Source organism: Pigmentibacter ruber, from assembly GCF_009792895.1.
Classification (GTDB): Bacteria; Bdellovibrionota_B; Oligoflexia; order Silvanigrellales; family Silvanigrellaceae; genus Silvanigrella; species Silvanigrella rubra.
In genome coordinates this window covers 63,354-82,056 of the sequence record NZ_WSSC01000004.1, presented here as the reverse complement: position 1 = coordinate 82,056, position 18,703 = coordinate 63,354, and the positions used below count along the sequence as shown (strand labels likewise).

Genomic DNA, 18,703 nt, shown 5'->3' with positions numbered 1-18,703 from the left:
ATTTTTGTTGGATTTTGAGTTATATTTTGATTCAAAGAAAATTTATAGGAACTGTACTCATTAAGGTGTGTTTATTTAATGCTAAATTTGAAGAATATCATATATTTTGTAGGTAATAAATCATTATTTTGGTTTATCATAACTTTTTTTGCAGCCATTTTTTTATCGCTTGTTGAACTATTAATAGTAGCTTTTTTGCAACTATTTTTAGTAAGTTTAGGATTGGTTCAGACAAAAGTTAAAGTATTAGGTTTTGACGTGCCCCGGATTGAGCTTTTTTATGTTATATTATTTCTTGTTTTAATTGGTTTTTTTAGAATTATTGGGCAAATATTTTCTAATCATAGTACAGGTTTTTCATTAGAATATGCAAATTGTAGATTAAGAAATTTAGCTATTTTTGATTTATTTAATAAACGTTCTAAGGATGATGGCGTTTCTGATGTGAATTTCAGAATCACAGAAATATTTCCTAAGGCTTCTTTGTTTATATCAAATATTGTTTATTTTTCTTCGTTTTTTCTGCAATGTACAGTTATCACTTTATTGATGTTTACAATTGCATGGAAAGAATCACTTTTGGGATTATTTGGAATTTTTTTTATTGGCTTAATAATTCTTAAAATTACTAAAAATGTTAGAAAAGTTGCTTTAAAAGTTCCAATTGAACAGTATAAGTTAAATTCTGGTATAGAAAGAATTTCTAAAAATATTCTTTTTGTTAAAATTATGCACACTGAGGACTTAGAGCATAAAAAATTAGTTGAGAGTGTTCTTAATTATGGGTTGTCTTCCATAAGAGCTTCATTTTTGGGCATATTGAGCACAACAATATCTCCATTTTTAGGAATATTACTACTAGTTGTTATTATTTTATTTAGCCAAAATTATTTTAACACTGAAGGTATGATTTTAGTTTCTTTTTTATACCTTTTTATAAGATTTGTTCAAAATTTAGCAACATTATTTGGTTATTTTAGTTCATTAAATGTTTACTACCCTCAATTTAAAATAGCTTTGAATTATTTCCTAAGCTTTGAAAAAAAGAGAATTCTTCTACTTAATAAGTCTCTTGATATAATTAATTTTATAGGATCAAATAAAAATTATTTATTGCCAGATAGTTTTTATGAAACCTTGAAAGTGTCTAAAAATATTAATATGGATGTTAAAAATTTAAATATCATTTTTGATGATGTGACGTTTGCCTATGAATACTCAAAAACTCCAATCATAAAAAATTTAAGTTTTGAGATTTTGCAAGGAAGCCATGTAGGAATTATTGGACCAAGTGGATCTGGAAAAAGTACAATTTTATATCTTTTGTTAGGTATTATAAAACCTAATTTGGGAAGTGTATCTATAGCAGGTTATTCTCCAGAAAATACTTTATCCTCTAACGGTATTAAAATTGGTTATGTAGGAGCTGAGCCTTTCTTGATAAAAGGAACAATAAAAGACAATCTTTTATATGGTATGAAAGAAAATGTATCAGAAGAACAAATATGGCAAGCATTAGAATTTGCTAGTATGAAGGATTTCATAGAAAGAAAATCTTTAGAGTATTTAATACCTGAAGATCAGTCTGGTCTATCTGCTGGACAAAAACAAAGGCTTTGTCTTGCAAGAGCTGTTTTGAATAATCCTCAATTATTAGTCCTCGATGAATGTACATCTAATCTTGATGAAGATACTGAAAATGAGATAGCATTATCTCTTGAAAGGTTGAAGGGTACTTGCACTGCAATTATCGTTTCACATAGACCAGGAATTTTGAGGTCGGTAGATAAAATTATAGATTTGAAGGGTAGGAACTTAGAAAAATGATAAATTTACATGAGCCGACATTTGATCTTGAAGATGAAGAATATGTTCTTAAAGCATTGCGTTCTTCCTGGGTTTCGACAGGAGGTCCTTTCGTTAATACATTTGAAAAAGAATTTGCAGAGTTTGTAGGAGCAAAACATGCAATATCAGTTTGTAATGGAACTATAGGGATTCAACTTTCTATAGAAGCTTTAAAATACAAACAACAAACTTTCCAAAGTTTTGATATAATTATCCCTTCTTTGACTTTTATTGCGACAGCAAACGCTATCGTTCATGCTGGAGGCTCTCCGAAGTTCATTGATGTTGAAGAAAATTCATTCCAGTTTTCTATTGAAAACTTTAAAAACTATACTTTAAATAACTATGATTATAGATTTGAACAAAAGTGCTGGGTAAATAAGTTAACAGGAAATAAATTACTAGCTTTTATACCTGTACATGTAATGGGTTGGTCTGCTGCTGAAAGGCAATTATTACAAGAAATTTCTGAAGAATTTAAAATAACTATCTTAGAAGATGCAGCTGAAGCTTTAGGAACTTATAATTTAGATGGCTCGCATATAGGAAATTCTAGTTTAGCAGCAATTTATAGTTTTAATGGAAATAAAGTACTTACTACTGGTGGTGGTGGTATGATTACAACAAATGAAACTGAATTTGCAAAACATTTAAAACATTTATCAACAACTGCTAAAATAGATAATTTAAGATTTATTCATGATGAAGTTGGGTATAATTTTAGACTAGTTAATTTATTAGCTGCTTTAGGCTGTTCGCAATTAAAGAAATTAAAATCCAGATTAGTAAGGAAGAAAGAAATTTTTAATTTATATTCTAAATATTTACAATCACCATTTTTAAGCATATATAGCCAAAAAAATTGCAATTCAAATAATTGGCTAATTTGCACAGTTTTTGAAGATTTTAATTTGAGAGAAAAAGTTTTAACAGTTTTATTGGAAAATAAAATTCAGGTTCGACCTTTGTGGATGCCTTGTCATTTACAGCCAGCTTATCAAACGGAAAATAACTTATTATTGGCAAATACCGAAGATATTTGGAAAAGAACTTTATCTCTTCCGTCAAGTCCTCAAATATTGGATGAAGAAATAAAATATATTTCTGATTTAATTCTTTTCAGTCTTAGTGGTGAATAATGATAAATAAATTTTCTCCAACATTCAATGAAACAATTTTGTCAGAAAATGCGACTTTAAAAGAGTGTTTGGCACATATATCAAAATCAGGACTATTAATTACGTGTATATCTTCTTATCAAAGTAAAAGATTTCTGGGAATTTTATCGGATAGTGACATTCGTAAAGCTCTTTTAAGTGGAGCTTCATTAGATGATTCTTCTAAAAAATGGATTAATACCAATCCTGTTACAGCACATGTGAACAGTTCAGTTGAAGAATTATTTGAACTTGCGCATCGAGTTGGAAAAAGAGAAATCCCGCTTTTAGATGACCATGGTCATCTTGCTGATATCTTTATATTAGGCCTGAATGATATCCGTACTTCAGAGATAAAACAAAAATGTCTTGAAGCAAAAAGTCAAATTTCAAATTATATGTTCATTTTGGCTGGTGGATTGGGCTCCCGGCTAAGGTCTATTGTTAATGATAGACCGAAACCATTAGCAATTGTTGGGGGTAAACCAATCATTGAAACTCTTGTAATGCAAGCAACCTCTCAAGGGTTTAACAATTTTTATGTTTCAACTAATTATCTTGCAGATCAAATTGAAGAATTTTTACGATTAGATAAATTTTCTAATTTAAATATTAATTTTGTAAGAGAAAAAAAGGCACTTGGTACTGCAGGTTCAATAGGATTGGTTAAAAATAAGATTCACGAATCTTTAATAGTTTGCAATGCAGATATTTTAACAAATGTGCAATATGCAAAAATATTAGAAGAACATGAAAAACAAAATGCGGATATAACATGTGCGGTAAGATCTTTTCAATATACAGTTCCATATGGAGTTGTTGAAGTATTAGATAAAAAAATATCAAATATTGTTGAAAAACCTAAGATTGATTTTTTAGTAAATGCTGGTATTTATATATTAAATCCAAGGATTTTAGAATTAATTGAAATTGATCAGTATTTAAATATGACAGATTTTATTACAAAATGTACTCTGAAAGGAAAAAAAATTGTTCCTTATTTGTTACACGAATATTGGATTGATGTCGGTTTACCCGAAGAATATTTAAAAGCTAACAATGAATATCATCTTCATTTTGAAAGTTAATTATATGTCTAAAAGAAATCTTGGAAAAGTATTTGTTACTGGAAGCGATGGGTTTATCGGTAGTCATTTAGTAGAAACCCTTGTTGAAAGAGGATTTGAGGTTACAGCATTATGTCAATATAACTCTTTTGGGAAATATGGTTGGCTTGACGATTATACTCAAAATAAATGTCCTCACAATTTAAATTTAATTTTAGGTGACATACGTGATCCTTTCTATCTAAAAAAAATGATAAAAGGCCATGATACAGTTTTTCATTTAGCTGCTTTAATTGCTATTCCCTACTCCTATGTAGCTCCGCAAAGTTATTTTGAGACAAACGTTTTGGGAACATTAAATGTCATGGAAGCATGTTTAAATTATTCAAATGTCTCTCGCTTTATCCATACTTCAACTAGCGAAGTTTATGGAACTGCACAGTTCGTTCCCATTACTGAAAAACATCCATTGCAAGGCCAATCTCCTTATTCTGCAAGCAAAATTGGGGCAGATATGGCTGTAGAATCTTATTATCGATCAATGTCTCTTCCAGCAGTAACATTAAGACCTTTTAATACTTATGGACCAAGGCAAAGTATGCGCGCAGTTATTCCAACTATCATTTCGCAAGTCTTGTCTGGGAATTCTGAAATTAAATTAGGAAACTTGAGTGCAACTCGTGATTTTAATTATGTAATGGATACAGTTGAAGCTTTTATTGCAGTTGGTGAAAATAATAATGAAAGTATTTTAGGACAAAGTTTTAATACAGGAACTGGACAAGAAATTTCTATTCAAGATATCTGTAAACTTATTGCTAAAATAACAGATAAAAAATTTTCTATTATTACAGAAAATGAAAGAATAAGACCAGAAAAAAGTGAAGTTGAAAGATTACTTTCGGATCCTTCGAAATTATATCAAGCTACTGGTTGGAAAGCAAAATATAGTCTTGAAGAGGGATTGATAGAAGTTCTCAATTGGATGAAAAATCGGAAAGAATATTTGTTGCAGAAAACTATTTACTATGTATGATTTATTCAATAATAAAATAAGAAATATATAAATGAAAAAATTATTATCACAAAAAAACATATGTGTAGTTACTGGTTCAAGATCAGAGTACGGTCTACTTTATTGGATTTTAAAGACATTATTTGAAGATAAAGAAATAAATTTACAAATTATAGTAACAGGTATGCATCTTTCACCAGAGTTTGGTGAGACTTACAAACAGATAGAAGATGATGGATTTAAAATTTCTTATAAAGTTGAAATGCTTTTATCTAGTGATACTAAATCTTCCATAACAAAATCTGTGGGCTTGGGGGTCATTGGGTTTGCTGATGCCTATGAAAATTTAAAACCAGATTTAGTTATTCTTTTAGGAGATAGATTTGAAATTTTAGCAGCGGCACAGTCAGCTTTAATTTTTCAAATACCTATTGCGCATATTCATGGAGGAGAAGTTACTGAAGGATCTATTGATGAATCTTTCCGGCATGCAATAACTAAATTTTCTCAAATACATTTCACAGCTACCGAAGAATATAGAAAAAGAATTATTCAAATGGGTGAAAATCCAGATTTTGTATTTAATTTTGGAGCTCCAGGTTTGGATGCTATTTCTAAAATGGTATATTTTAATCAGTCTGATCTTGAAGAAAGTTTAGGTATTAAATTTGGTAATTTAAATTTTTTAGTAACTTTACATCCAGTAACTATTTTTTCGCAAGAGCAAAATTTAAACTCTGTTAACGAGCTTTTAAACGCTCTGAGAGAGTATCCAGAAGCTAAAATAATTTTTACAAAAACTAATTCTGATGCATTTGGTATAGCTATTAACAAACTCTTAGAAGAATTTGTCCAAAATAATCCTTTAAATTGCGTAATTCATTCCTCGTTGGGACATAAGCGCTATCTTTCTTTACTTAAATTTGTAGATGTTATGATTGGAAATTCTTCAAGTGCGTTCATAGAGGCTCCAATTTTTAACTTACCTTCAATAAATATTGGGTGTCGTCAGAATGGTAGAGTTGCTGCATCATCTGTAATAAATTGCAGTGACAATAAAGACGAAATTATTACTTCAATTAGTAAAGCATTAAGTAAAGAATTCAAAAAATTAATTGAATTTCAAGATTTACCATATGGTAAAGGTGGAGATAACTCTATTAAAATCTGTAAACAAATAAAATATTTTTTGCTTGATTCAGATTTTTCTAAGCATAAATTTATTAAAAAGAAATTTTTTGATATTGCAAATTTTTAGAAAAAGAGAGTAGTTAATGAGAAGTGATAAAGTCATAGTCATAGCTGAAGCAGGTGTAAATCATAACGGATCTGTAGAACAAGCAATGAAATTAATAGATGTTGCTGCAGAAGCAGGAGCCAATATCGTTAAATTTCAAACATTTTCAGCTAAAAACTTAGTAATTAAATCTGCTAAAAAAGCTGATTACCAGATAAGAAATATTGGAAATTCAGATACTCAGTATGAAATGCTAAAGCAATTAGAACTGACTTACAATCAATTTTATATATTAAAACAACATTGTATTGATAGAAATATAGAGTTTTTATCTACTCCATTTGATGATGAAAGTCTTTATTTTCTTGTGCATAATTTAAATATAAATTATATAAAAGTTCCATCCGGTGAAATTACAAATTATCCATTTCTTCTAAAAATGGCAAAAATGGGATTACCTCTAATAGTTTCAACAGGTATGACATCTTTAAGTGAAATTGAATTGGCTTTAGCAGTTATTGCTTTTGGACTATTAGATAAAAAAGAGAAGCCTTCAATAGAAAATTTTATGGATGCCTATTATTCTGAAGAAGGGCAAAATACTCTAATTAAAAATGTTACTTTATTACATTGTACTTCTGAATATCCAGTTCCTTTCGATGAGGTTAATTTAAACACAATTAAAACTTTAAACGCTTCATTTAACTTAAATGTGGGTTTGTCAGATCATTCAGAGGGTATCGCAGTTCCTATAGCAGCTACAGCTTTGGGTGCTACAATTATTGAAAAGCATTTTACCTTAGATAAAAATTTGCCGGGTCCAGATCATAAGGCTTCACTTAATCCTAATGAATTAAAAGAGATGATAAAATGTATTCGCCAAGTTGAAAAATCTCTAGGACATGGAAGAAAAGTCCCTGCTCTATCTGAATTAAAGAATAGGAAAATTGTAAGGAAAGTTCTAGTTGCTTCTAGACAAATAACAAAAGGTGAATCTTTTACAGAACAAAATGTAAGTATGAAAAGAGCTGGTTTCGGAATGTCACCTCTAAAATATTGGGATGTTATTGGTAGTCACGCTAAGAAAGATTTTAATGAAGATGAAATTATTGAATAATCATTATATTAATCATTATATAATAGAGGATTTTAGATGAATTATTCTCAACTACCTGTTGTAATTATTGGGGCGGGAGGCCATGCAAAAGTCGTTGCTGACACTTTGCAAGCAATGCATTGTGAAATTCTTGGATATACAAATACTATAAATGAAAAACCGCTATTAAATTTAGAATATTTAGGCTCTGATGATTTTATTATGAAGCAGAATCCAAAGAACATCTTACTCGTAATTGGTTTTGGAAGCGTAAAATTTGCACTGGAAAGACAAAAAACTTATGAAAAATGGAAGGCTTTAGGTTTTAATTTTAAAACTCTCATTCATCCTTCCGCTTCTATTTCTCGATATGCGACAATAGGTGAAGGTACACAAGTTTTGATGGGAGTGCTTATTCAAGCTTGTGCTTCTATAAAAGACAACTGTATTATTAATACTGGCGCATCTATCGACCATGATTGTTTTATTGATAATCATTGCCATATAGCACCCAGAGTTTCTTTGTCAGGAGGTGTCACAATTTCTACTAATTGTCATATAGGTACAGGTTCAGTTGTGATCCAAAACATCCATATTGAGAATAACGTAACAGTAGGTGCAGGATCTGTAGTAATTAAAAATATTGCATCTAATTCTATGGTTTATGGTGTTCCTGCAAAATGATTAATGAATGGATATATACAAATGGCATTGTCGAATAAAAAAATACTAGGAATAATTACTGCAAGAGGCGGATCTAAAGGTTTAATTAGAAAAAATATTTTACCGTTTGGGAATAAACCATTGCTTGCATGGACTATTGAAGCTGCAAAAAACTCTAAATATATAGATAGAGTTATACTATCTACGGATTGCTCTGAAATTAAAGAAGTTGCCCTTCAATATTCGTGTGAAGTTCCTTTTATAAGACCAGCAGATCTAGCAACTGATACAGCAACTAGTGCTGATGTCATTTCTCATGTATTAAAGAATATTGATGGTTTTGATTATTTTGTTTTATTGCAGCCGACATCACCTTTAAGATCTAGCAATGACATAGATTCTTGTATCGAAAAATGCATAAATGAAAACGCTCCTAGTTGTATCTCAGTTTGTAAATCTGATATTTATCCTCAGTTGATGTATTCTATAGAAGATAAGCAAGTACTAAAACCTTTACTCTCTGGAGAATATCAGACAAGAAGACAAGACATGAAAAATTATTATACTCTTAATGGATCTGTATATGTTGTAAATATATCTTTCTTTAAAAAACATGGAATACTTATAACTAATCACTCAATATGTTTTGAAATGCCAAAAGAAAGATCCATAGATATTGATGATGAGTTTGATTTTTCGATTGCCGAGTTTATTTTGAACAAAAATTTAATGAAAGAGATATAAATGAATCACAGAATAATTGCTCGACTTGATGTGAAAGGACCAAATTTAGTCAAGGGAATACATTTAGAAGGACTGCGAGTACTTGGAGATCCTGTTTGTTTCGCTGAATACTATTATGAACAAGGTGCAGACGAAATAATTTATATGGATGTTGTTGCAAGTCTTTATGAAAGAAATAGCCTACATGAACTTATTTCAAAGACTGCAAAAAAAACTTTTATTCCTATTACAGTTGGTGGTGGGATTCGTTCGATTGAAGATATTAAGTCAATATTAAGATCTGGAGCTGATAAAGTTGCTATAAATACAGCAGCTATTAAGGATCCTAATCTGATAAAAGAAGCATCTAAGAAATTTGGTTCGTCTACTATTGTTGTTGCTATAGAAGTTATTAAACAATCTAATGGAGATTATTTGGCTTTTACAGATAATGGAAGAGAATATACTGGTAAAGAAGCCGTTTCATGGGCAAAACATGTAGAAGAATTAGGAGCTGGAGAAATTTTAATTACTTCTGTTGATAATGAAGGAACTGGAACAGGATATGATAACAATATTATATCCCTTCTTGGTAAGTCTCTTTCAATTCCAGTTATCGCGCATGGTGGAGCTGGTTGTAAACAACATGTTTATGATTGTTTCTCTGAAGGGAATGCGGATGCAATTGCTATTGCAAGTCTAATTCACTATGAGTCTGCTGCAAAATTATTTTCTAAATATACAACCACTTCTGAAGGTAACATTCAATATTTAAAATCTAATTCAGTACCGCAATTTATTTCTCCTGCAAGCATACCTGCTATAAAAGAATTTTTATTGAATAATTCAATTCAATGTAGGCCTTATAAAGGTGAAAATCGATGAGTAAAAAAATAGTAATTTTAGATTATGGTATTGGTAATTTGCAAAGCGTAGCTCAAGTTTTTGCTCATTTAAATAGTCCAGCTTTGATTTCTTCTAATAGAAAAGAAATTATTTCAGCAGATGCTTTAGTTCTGCCTGGTGTTGGTGCTTTTGGTCATGCTATGCATAATTTAAAGGAATTAAATCTTGATAAGACTATTTTAGAATTTGTGCAAACAGGCAGACCTTTAATGGGAATTTGTTTAGGGTTTCAATTACTATTTTCTGAAAGTGAAGAGTTTGGAAATCATAAAGGTCTTGATTTGATTAAAGGTAAAGTTATTAAATTTAAAAAAAATAACGGTTTAAATGCTGAAATGAAGGTACCTCAGGTTGGTTGGAATAAAATTTATAAACCATTAATTGGTAATGATAATTGGCATATATCTCCATTAAAAGAAATAGAAAATATGGACTACATGTATTTTGTTCATTCCTATTATGTTGAACCAGAAGTAACAAATGAGATATTAACTTTAACACAATACGAAGGGATAGAGTATTGTTCTTCAATTTTAAAAAATAATATTTTTGCAGTTCAATTTCATCCTGAAAAAAGCGCTCAGCAAGGAATAAGTATTTATAAAAATTGGATAGAAATGATATAAGGAGTAAAAATGAATACTAATGGTAAATATTCTACTAAATATGGGTTACCAGAAAATGTTGTATTTTGTAAAAAATGCGTTATGTCAAATCAAAGGCCAGCTTCAACTTCTGAATTTCGCCATACAACTGAGAGTAAAAAAGTTACTTTAAATATTGACATAGATGGTGTTTGTGATGCTTGTAGAACTGCTGAGCAAAAAAACATAATTGATTGGGATTTAAGAGAAAAAGAATTACAAATATTATGTGATAAATTTAGAAAAAATGATGGAAGTTATGATTGTGTAGTACCTGGAAGCGGTGGTAAAGATAGTGCTTATGCTGCACATTTATTAAAATATAAATACGGTATGCATCCATTAACAGTGACTTGGCCCCCTATAATGTATACAGAATATGGTTACCAAAATTTTAAAAATTGGATTGAAATAGGTGGTTTTGACAACATAACTTTTAAACAAAATGGTAAAGTTATGCGCTTATTAACTAAGCTTTCTATCGAGAATTTATTACATCCTTTTCAAACATTTATTTTAGGACAAAAAAATTTAGCTCCAAAAATTGCTGCTAAATTTGGAATTCCTCTTGTCTTTTATGGAGAAAATGAAGCAGAATATGGTAATCCTATTGCTGAAAATTCTTCCTCTTTACGAGATAAGTCATATTTTGCCATGAATAATATAGATGAAGTTTTTCTTGGTGGCGTTTCAATTAAAGAATTGAAAGAAAAATATGAAATACCTTTAGCTGATTTAATGGCTTATTTGCCAGCTTCCATTGATGAATTGCAAAATTCTAATATAGAAGTTCATTATTTGGGTTACTATAAAAAATGGGTGCCTCAAGAAGTTTATTACTATGCAGTTGAAAATACAGGATTCAAACCACGCCCTTTCCGCACTCAGGGAACTTATAGTAAATACAATAGTATTGATGATAAAATTGATGATCTTCACTATTATACAACCTTTATCAAGTTTGGAATAGGAAGAGCAACTTATGATGCATCTCAAGAAATTAGAAATTTTCATATCGATAGAAAAGAAGGTTGCGCTCTTGTAAAACGCTTTGATGGTGAATTCCCTGATAAATATATAAAAGAAATATTAAATTATTTAGAGATATCTGAAGATAGGTTTATGTTACTATGTGATCAGGCAAGATCAGAACATTTATGGGGAAAATTGAATGGTGAATGGAAACTGCGCCATACTGTTAACTTTGACGGGATTAATGATTGAAGAAAGATGAAGAAATGTTTAATAATAAAAGTATACTTATTACTGGTGGAACGGGTAGTTTTGGCAAACGTTTTGTAAGAAAAATTTTAAAAGATTATAAGCCTAATAAAGTCATTATTTTTAGTCGGGATGAACTAAAACAGTATGAAATGGCAAAAGTTTTTTCTCAAGATAAATATTCTTGTATGCGATATTTTATTGGTGATGTAAGGGATCATTCAAGATTAAGTAGAGCTTTGGTTGGCGTAGATTATGTTATTCATGCAGCCGCCCTTAAACATGTTCCTGCTGCAGAGTACAATCCATTTGAATATATCAAAACAAATGTAATAGGTGCGCAAAATATAATTGAAGCTTGCATAGATCAAAAAGTAAAAAAAGTAGTTGCTCTATCAACTGATAAAGCTGCTAACCCTATAAATCTTTATGGAGCTACTAAACTTTGTTCTGATAAACTATTTGTCGCAGGTAATTCTTACTCAGGGCATTCAGGAACTCAGTTTTCCGTAGTAAGATACGGTAATGTTATTGGTTCTAGAGGTAGTGTTATCCCATTTTTTCTAAATATTAAGAGTGATGGTATTATTCCAATAACTGATGAAAGAATGACTCGTTTCTGGATAAGTTTAGATCAAGGAATAGATCTTGTTTTAAAAGCTTTTAGTGTTGATTATGGAGGAGGTATTTTTGTACCAAAAATACCAAGCATGAAAGTTATAGATGTCGCCAAAGTTTTAGCTCCAGAATGTGAAATAAAAATCATTGGAATCCGTCCTGGAGAAAAACTTCATGAATGCATGATTGGAGAGGATGACTCTCCGTATACTTTTGAATATGATGATCATTTTATAATTCAACCAGCTATTCATAATTGGTATCTTGAACCTACAAGATTTGGTAATGGTAAGAAAGTTCAAGATGGGTTTAGTTATTCATCTGATAAAAATACTCAACTTTTAAATTCCAAAGAATTACTTAGTATTCTTCAAAAATATACGCTCAATAATTCTGAACTTGTTTTTTTAGATGAAGTTGAAGAGCGTTCAACTGTTCCTTTAAACATGACGAGTATTTTAAAAAATGAAATTCCCCTTCAAATGAAATAATGGTAAAATATGGAAAAAAAATTTCTACCTTATGGTAAACAAAATATTACGCAAGAAGAAATAGAATCTGTTATCTCAGCATTGACAGGAGACTATATAACCCAAGGTCCTTTAGTAGAAAAATTTGAATTATCTTTAGCAAAATACTTAGGTGTCAAACATGCTGTTGTAGTATCAAATGGGACTGCAGCCTTGCATATTGCTAGTCTAGCTTTAGATTTGAAACCGGGAGATGCTGTTATCGTTCCTGCTATTTCATTTGTAGCAACATCAAATGCAGTTTTATATTGTGGAGCTACTCCTATTTTTGCTGATGTTGATGCTAAAACTGGAAATATTTTAATAGAATCAGCGGAAGAAGCTATTTTGCTTGCTTTAAAAAAAGGTTTAATTCCTAAAGCAATTTATCCTGTTCACTATTCTGGTTTACCTTGTTCCATTAAAGATCTAATTGAGCTAGCTAGAAAATATAATATCAAAATTGTTGAAGATTCATGTCACGCATTAGGTGCAATGTATCGATTAAATTCGGAAGAAAATTTTAAAATGGTTGGTTCATATGCTGATATGAGCGTATGGAGTTTTCATCCTGTAAAACATATTACTACCGGTGAAGGAGGAGCTGTTACTACTAACTGTTCTATCCTGGCTTCAAAATTAAAGATGTTAAGATCTCATGGAATTACTAAAAATTCCTTTGATTTTACTAAACAAAATCTTTCACTAGATGAAAAGTCAGCTGAAATAAATCCCTGGTATTATGAAATGCAAATGTTAGGGTACAACTATCGTTTACCAGATATTTTATGTGCTTTAGGAATTGCGCAACTAAAAAGAATTGATTTATTTCTTGAAAAGAGAAGACAATTAGCTGATTATTATTTTAAAAAATTAAGTGGAATTGAAAATATTATACTCCCGTTGAATGATAATGTAACAGCTTTTTCAAGTTTTCATCTATTTCCAGTTAAAATCGATTTTGATAAAGTTGGTAAAACAAGAAAACAAATAATTGATTCACTTAAGAGTTATGGGATAGGGTGTCAAGTTCATTATATACCAATTCCTTGGCAACCTTATTATGAAAAAAATACAGATAAGTTTATGTGTCTAGATATAACAAATGCTGAGAACTTTTATAAAGAAGAACTTTCTTTACCGATGTATTATGATCTTAATTTTGATGATATTGATAGGATAGCTGATGCATTACGTTATTCCTTAGGAAGCTAATTTTAAGGAAATAATTAATGTTTATAATAAAAAAAATAAAGCAGTTTCTTACTTGTATTAATATACTCTTTAATAAGCCAAAATCTTCTCCATGTATTATTTATGGTTGTGAATCAATATATAAAAAGAAAACTATTGAAATTATTTCAACTGTAACCACTCCATTATATTTAGAAGCTGGAAAGTATTACATAAATTTTTATAGAATTTTTTTAGTGATTATTGATTTTATTAATATATCTTTAAAAGAAAAAAAGAAAAATAAGATGGACACTTATTCTTTAGCCTTGAAAACAGCTCTTCTAAGTCAAACAGTTAAAACTTATAATCCGAAAGTTATTTTTACATTTTTAGATAATGATATTATTTTTCAAAATACAGCTTTAAATATGAAAGGAATTAAGTTTTTTTGCATTCAAAATGGAGCCCGTGGATTTTATGATATTAAGACTGTAACTAATTTAAAATTAATTAATTTCTTTTGCTTTGGTCTATATGATATAAAATTTCTATCTGATAATGGCTATTATGCAAATCGCTGGCTTCCAGTTGGAAACTTGTTGACTAGTTATTTTATTAAAAATGTCCAGCAAGATTTCAAAAAAAAATACCATATTTGTCTAATTTCTCAATGGAGAAAATCTTTCTATCAAGATAATTATAATTGTATTTACCAATCATATAGAAAATCTATTGATGGATTAGTATTATCGTTAAATAAATTTAGGCTACTTAATAAAAATTTAAAAATTTGTATTGCTTTATGCTCATATGATTTTGAAGAATATGACTTTTATAATAATATTTTCTCTGAGAACTGCATTATATATAAGAGAGATAATAATTATGAATGGACTTCATATGAGGCGATTGCTATGAGTCATATAACAGTTAGCGTTAGTTCATCTATGCTTTCAGAAGCAATTGCCCTTCAATCTACACCACTTGGTTATAATTCAAGTGGTGATCCATTTTGTAATGCTTCTTTACCTGAATCTTTTATATGTAAAAATGAAGGTGAATTTATTGATAAGTTAAATTATTATTTATCTCCAGAAAATAAAAATAATTCATTAGAAAAGTACATATATGGGAATGGTGATAATTTATCAAAAATTTATGCGTTTGAAGTGATTCAAACTGCTGTTAAAATAGCTGTTGAAGAATCATCGCAAAATTTTGAAGATTATTTGAATAAATTTTCTATTAAGCCAACTGATTTATGTGAGCTTAAACTATGACTTTGAAAATAGTAATCAGAGTAGATGGATCAGATACTATAGGAAGTGGGCATTTTGCACGTTGTTTAGTCCTTGCAAATGAATTTAGAAATAAAGGCTGTAGTGTCGAATTTATATCATTTAAGCATAAAAATAATTTAAATTTTCTTCCAAGTGATGCTTCCTTTAAAGTTCATAATATACAAAGTAATGATAATATTTGGAATTGGAAAGAAGATATTAATTGGATTAAATCAAATTTTTTAAATTTAACATATGATCTATTGATTATAGATCATTATGGTATTGATATTAAATGGGAAGATAATGTAAAATTTTTAGCTAAAAAAATATTTGTGATTGATGATTTAGCCGACAGACAACATATATGTGATTATTTATTAGATCAAAATTTGGTTGAAAATTTTGAAACTAGATATAAAAATATTATACCAAATTACGCCATGCAATTTCTAGGGCCTAAATTTGCATTATTGAGAGATGAATTTTTATCGAGTAATATAGAGATAAAAAGAGAAAGAAATATTGTGAAAAATATTCTTATTACTTTTGGTGGTGGGGATGCTTCATTTGTAATAATTAAGGTATTAAAAGCATTAAATGAATTGAATTATGCTATTGATAGGATTAATTTAGTTATAAGTAAAAATACTTCTAATCTAGATAATATTAAAAATTTATGTAAATTCAATACAGAATTACATATCGATTGTAAAAATATATCATCTCTTATGCAAGAAGCTGATTTGTGTATTGGAGCTGGTGGTATAACAAATTGGGAAAGATGTTATCTATCTTTACCTTCTGTAATTATTTCCTTAGCAGATAATCAAGTTCCAATAGCTCAATATTTGAATGCAAAAGGTATTGTAAAGTATCTTGGTAGTGCTTATAGTATTACAGAAATTGAAATAATAAAATGTTTAGCTGAAATATTTTCATCTGATTGTATTTTATCGAAAATGTCTCTTAATGCTTCCAAAGTAATAAATCCTAAAAATTTTTTAGGCTCGAGATTTATATGTGATAAAATTCTTGAGACAATATAGTGAATTTTTATTAATTAAAAGGCTATTAAATATATGAATCTTAATTCACAAGAATATAAATTAATTCCATTAAGTGAAAATTATCTTGATATTATATTTAAATGGCGAAATTCTCCGCATATTCGAGAAAAAATGTTTGATAATTCTGAAATTAAAATAGAAGCGCATTATGCTTGGTTTAATAAAATACAATCAGAATTAAGTCCTTACTATTATATATTTCTATATAAGAATAATCCTGCTGGTTTTGTATCTTTCAGTACTGTGGATTTAAAAAATAAAAGAGCAAATTGGGGGTTTTATATTGGCGATACCGCTTTGCCTAAAGGAGTGTCTTATATTATGGGATTGTTAGCTTTTGAAAAAGCTTTTAATGAGCATAATTTCAATAAAATATATGGTGAAGTTATTTCTACTAATGAAAAAAGTATACGTTATCATTTACAATTAGGTTTTAAACAGGAAGGTTTTTTGAGTGAGCATTTGTTTAGAAATAATGTTTTTGAAGACATTATTGTCTTTGGCTTTACTTCATCAATGTGGAAAGATAATCTAAATGTTGTTGAGAAAAATCTTCGAGTTATTTTTCCTCAAATTTTTCAAGTTTTGTAATAAATTTATTATTTTTAATAATAATTATTTTAGGTGATTTATGTCAGACTCTTTTTTAATTGAAAATCGTGGTATAGGTTCGAATTATCCTCCATTTATTATAGCTGAATTGTCTGGTAATCATAATCAGTCTCTTGATAGAGCTTTAAAATTAGTTGCTGAGGCGGCAAAAGCTGGAGCTCATGCGATTAAGTTGCAAACTTATACAGCAGATACAATAACTTTAAATTCTGCTAAAAGTGATTTTATGATTAATGATAAAGCAAGTCTTTGGTATGGTAGAAAATTATATGACCTTTATGATGAGGCACATACACCTTGGGAGTGGCATAAAGCAATATTTGAGAAATGCAAAAGTTTAGGTCTTATTGTGTTTAGTACTCCGTTTGATGAAACAGCGGTAGATTTTTTGGAGTCCCTTGGAGCACCTTGTTATAAAATTGCATCTTTTGAATTAGTTGATTTAGAATTAATTAAAAAAGTGGCTCAAACCAAAAAGCCTATTATTATGTCAACAGGAATGGCAAACGTTTCTGAAATAAATGAAGCTATTTCAGTTGCGAGAAAATTTGGTGCAACAGATATTGTTATATTAAAATGTACAAGTAGTTATCCAGCGTCACCTATAAATACTAATATTTTAACAATTCCAAATATGCGAGATACATTTGGAGTACAAGTAGGTCTTTCTGATCATACAATGGGTATTGGAGTTTCAGTGGCTTCTGTAGCACTTGGTGCAACTGTTATCGAAAAGCATTTTACACTCTCCCGTTCTGAAGGAGGTGTTGATTCGGCTTTTTCTTTAGAACCTGATGAGTTACAATCTTTAGTAATAGAAACTAAAAGGGCATGGGAAAGTTTGGGAAAAGTTGCATATGGTCCAACAGAAAGTGAAAAAAACTCTTTGCAGTTTAGACGTTCGCTATATGTTTCTAGTAATATTAAAAAAGGAGAACTTTTCTCAAAAGAAAATATTCGTATAGTGAGACCGGGTTTTGGTCTGGAACCTAAATTTATTCATTTGGTTCTTGGCAAAAAAGCCCCTTCTGATTTAGAAGTTGGCACTGCTGTTACTTGGGATGTTATTTTGGGTTAGTTAACTATTGTAAGAAAGTTTTAATATGTTTGTTTTTCCTAATATAGTTATCATAATTCAGGCTAGAATGACTTCTTCGCGTTTACCTGGTAAGGTGATGTTGAATTTAAATAATGAGACTGTTTTAGCTCATGTTATACGGCGTTGTAAAAAATCACGATTTATTTCAAAAGTTATAGTTGCTTTTCCTGATACAAGTGAAAGCCAGCCAATAGAAGTACTATGTAGAGAATTAAATGTAGATTATTTTGCAGGTTCAGAATTTGATGTTTTAAGCCGATATTATTTTTCTGCAAAAATGCTGACAGCAGACATAGTTATTAGAATTACCTCAGATTGTCCTTTAATTGATTATTCAATTATAGATGCTATGCTTATTCAATTTTTGTCAAAATATAATTCTGAGAATCAATTTGATTATTATTCAAATGTAATTTTTAGAACTTTGCCGCGTGGTTTTGATGTTGAAATTTTTACGTTCAAAGCATTAGAAATTGCATTTAATAAAGCCCACGATCCCATAGATCGTGAACATGTAACTAGATATATATATACAAATAAATTGGAATTTAATATTGGTAATTATTCTGTTGATTCAGATTTCAGTTTATATAGACTAACTCTTGATGAAAAAGCTGATTATTTAATGTTTGAAAAATTATTTCAAGCATTAGATTTTGAAGGAATTAAAGAACCTTTGCTTTATGAAATATTATATATTTTAAATAAATACCCAGATATTTATGAGATTAATAAGCATATAGAACAAAAAGGTAAATAATA

At 29.3% G+C, this 18,703-nt stretch carries 18 protein-coding genes; all 18 read left to right on the top strand.

What is annotated here, in order from left to right:
• Positions 1 to 78 precede the first annotated feature (78 nt).
• Genes GOY08_RS11935 through GOY08_RS11850 form a run of 18 tightly spaced genes read left to right on the top strand, consistent with a single transcriptional unit; the run spans position 79 to position 18,701 of the window.
• Positions 79 to 1,827 carry an ATP-binding cassette domain-containing protein gene (locus GOY08_RS11935; protein WP_158999148.1) on the top strand — a complete coding sequence of 583 codons (1,749 nt, stop codon included), beginning with the start codon at positions 79 to 81 and terminating at the stop codon, positions 1,825 to 1,827.
• Positions 1,824 to 2,987: a DegT/DnrJ/EryC1/StrS family aminotransferase gene (locus tag GOY08_RS11930; RefSeq protein WP_158999147.1), complete on the top strand. Its 1,164-nt coding sequence runs from the start codon at positions 1,824 to 1,826 to the stop codon at positions 2,985 to 2,987. The genes GOY08_RS11935 and GOY08_RS11930 overlap by 4 nt, the downstream gene beginning before the upstream one ends.
• On the top strand, positions 2,987 to 4,093 hold the full coding sequence (locus GOY08_RS11925; RefSeq protein WP_158999146.1) for a nucleotidyltransferase family protein: 1,107 nt from the start codon (positions 2,987 to 2,989) through the stop codon (positions 4,091 to 4,093). Before GOY08_RS11930 ends, GOY08_RS11925 begins: the two co-directional genes overlap by 1 nt.
• A 4-nt stretch (positions 4,094 to 4,097) precedes the next feature.
• A complete protein-coding gene (locus GOY08_RS11920; protein WP_158999145.1) occupies positions 4,098 to 5,108 on the top strand; it encodes a GDP-mannose 4,6-dehydratase in 1,011 nt (336 codons plus the stop codon).
• A gap of 31 nt (positions 5,109 to 5,139) precedes the next feature.
• Complete coding sequence (gene neuC / locus GOY08_RS11915) at positions 5,140 to 6,345, top strand: UDP-N-acetylglucosamine 2-epimerase (protein WP_158999144.1); 1,206 nt, start codon at positions 5,140 to 5,142, stop codon at positions 6,343 to 6,345.
• A 16-nt stretch (positions 6,346 to 6,361) separates the two neighbouring features.
• Positions 6,362 to 7,441, top strand: coding sequence for an N-acetylneuraminate synthase (gene neuB, locus GOY08_RS11910; protein ID WP_158999143.1), 1,080 nt, complete (start codon positions 6,362 to 6,364; stop codon positions 7,439 to 7,441).
• 36 nt (positions 7,442 to 7,477) lie between these two features.
• Positions 7,478 to 8,104, top strand: a complete 627-nt coding sequence (locus GOY08_RS11905) for an acetyltransferase (RefSeq protein ID WP_158999142.1) — start codon at positions 7,478 to 7,480, stop codon at positions 8,102 to 8,104.
• Between the two features lie 21 nt (positions 8,105 to 8,125).
• On the top strand, positions 8,126 to 8,827 hold the full coding sequence (locus GOY08_RS11900; protein WP_158999141.1) for an acylneuraminate cytidylyltransferase family protein: 702 nt from the start codon (positions 8,126 to 8,128) through the stop codon (positions 8,825 to 8,827).
• Positions 8,828 to 9,691 (top strand): imidazole glycerol phosphate synthase subunit HisF, encoded by an 864-nt coding sequence (gene hisF / locus GOY08_RS11895; RefSeq protein ID WP_158999140.1) that lies wholly within the window; start codon positions 8,828 to 8,830, stop codon positions 9,689 to 9,691.
• Entirely contained in the window at positions 9,688 to 10,338 is a 651-nt protein-coding gene (hisH, locus tag GOY08_RS11890; protein ID WP_158999139.1) for an imidazole glycerol phosphate synthase subunit HisH, read from the top strand. Before hisF ends, hisH begins: the two co-directional genes overlap by 4 nt.
• Positions 10,339 to 10,347: 9 nt before the next feature.
• Positions 10,348 to 11,580: an N-acetyl sugar amidotransferase gene (locus tag GOY08_RS11885; protein WP_158999138.1), complete on the top strand. Its 1,233-nt coding sequence runs from the start codon at positions 10,348 to 10,350 to the stop codon at positions 11,578 to 11,580.
• A gap of 14 nt (positions 11,581 to 11,594) precedes the next feature.
• Positions 11,595 to 12,686 (top strand): UDP-N-acetylglucosamine 4,6-dehydratase (inverting), encoded by a 1,092-nt coding sequence (pseB, locus tag GOY08_RS11880; RefSeq protein WP_158999484.1) that lies wholly within the window; start codon positions 11,595 to 11,597, stop codon positions 12,684 to 12,686.
• A 9-nt stretch (positions 12,687 to 12,695) separates the two neighbouring features.
• Positions 12,696 to 13,919: a UDP-4-amino-4,6-dideoxy-N-acetyl-beta-L-altrosamine transaminase gene (gene pseC / locus GOY08_RS11875; protein ID WP_158999137.1), complete on the top strand. Its 1,224-nt coding sequence runs from the start codon at positions 12,696 to 12,698 to the stop codon at positions 13,917 to 13,919.
• Positions 13,920 to 13,936: 17 nt separating this feature from the next.
• A complete protein-coding gene (locus tag GOY08_RS11870) occupies positions 13,937 to 15,160 on the top strand; it encodes a hypothetical protein (RefSeq protein WP_158999136.1) in 1,224 nt (407 codons plus the stop codon).
• Complete coding sequence (gene pseG, locus GOY08_RS11865) at positions 15,157 to 16,209, top strand: UDP-2,4-diacetamido-2,4,6-trideoxy-beta-L-altropyranose hydrolase (RefSeq protein ID WP_158999135.1); 1,053 nt, start codon at positions 15,157 to 15,159, stop codon at positions 16,207 to 16,209. Before GOY08_RS11870 ends, pseG begins: the two co-directional genes overlap by 4 nt.
• Before the next feature lie 33 nt (positions 16,210 to 16,242).
• Positions 16,243 to 16,821 (top strand): UDP-4-amino-4,6-dideoxy-N-acetyl-beta-L-altrosamine N-acetyltransferase, encoded by a 579-nt coding sequence (pseH, locus tag GOY08_RS11860; RefSeq protein ID WP_158999134.1) that lies wholly within the window; start codon positions 16,243 to 16,245, stop codon positions 16,819 to 16,821.
• Between the two features lie 40 nt (positions 16,822 to 16,861).
• Positions 16,862 to 17,920 (top strand): pseudaminic acid synthase, encoded by a 1,059-nt coding sequence (gene pseI, locus GOY08_RS11855; RefSeq protein WP_158999133.1) that lies wholly within the window; start codon positions 16,862 to 16,864, stop codon positions 17,918 to 17,920.
• A gap of 25 nt (positions 17,921 to 17,945) precedes the next feature.
• Positions 17,946 to 18,701 carry a cytidylyltransferase domain-containing protein gene (locus tag GOY08_RS11850; protein ID WP_158999132.1) on the top strand — a complete coding sequence of 252 codons (756 nt, stop codon included), beginning with the start codon at positions 17,946 to 17,948 and terminating at the stop codon, positions 18,699 to 18,701.
• Positions 18,702 to 18,703 lie beyond the last annotated feature (2 nt).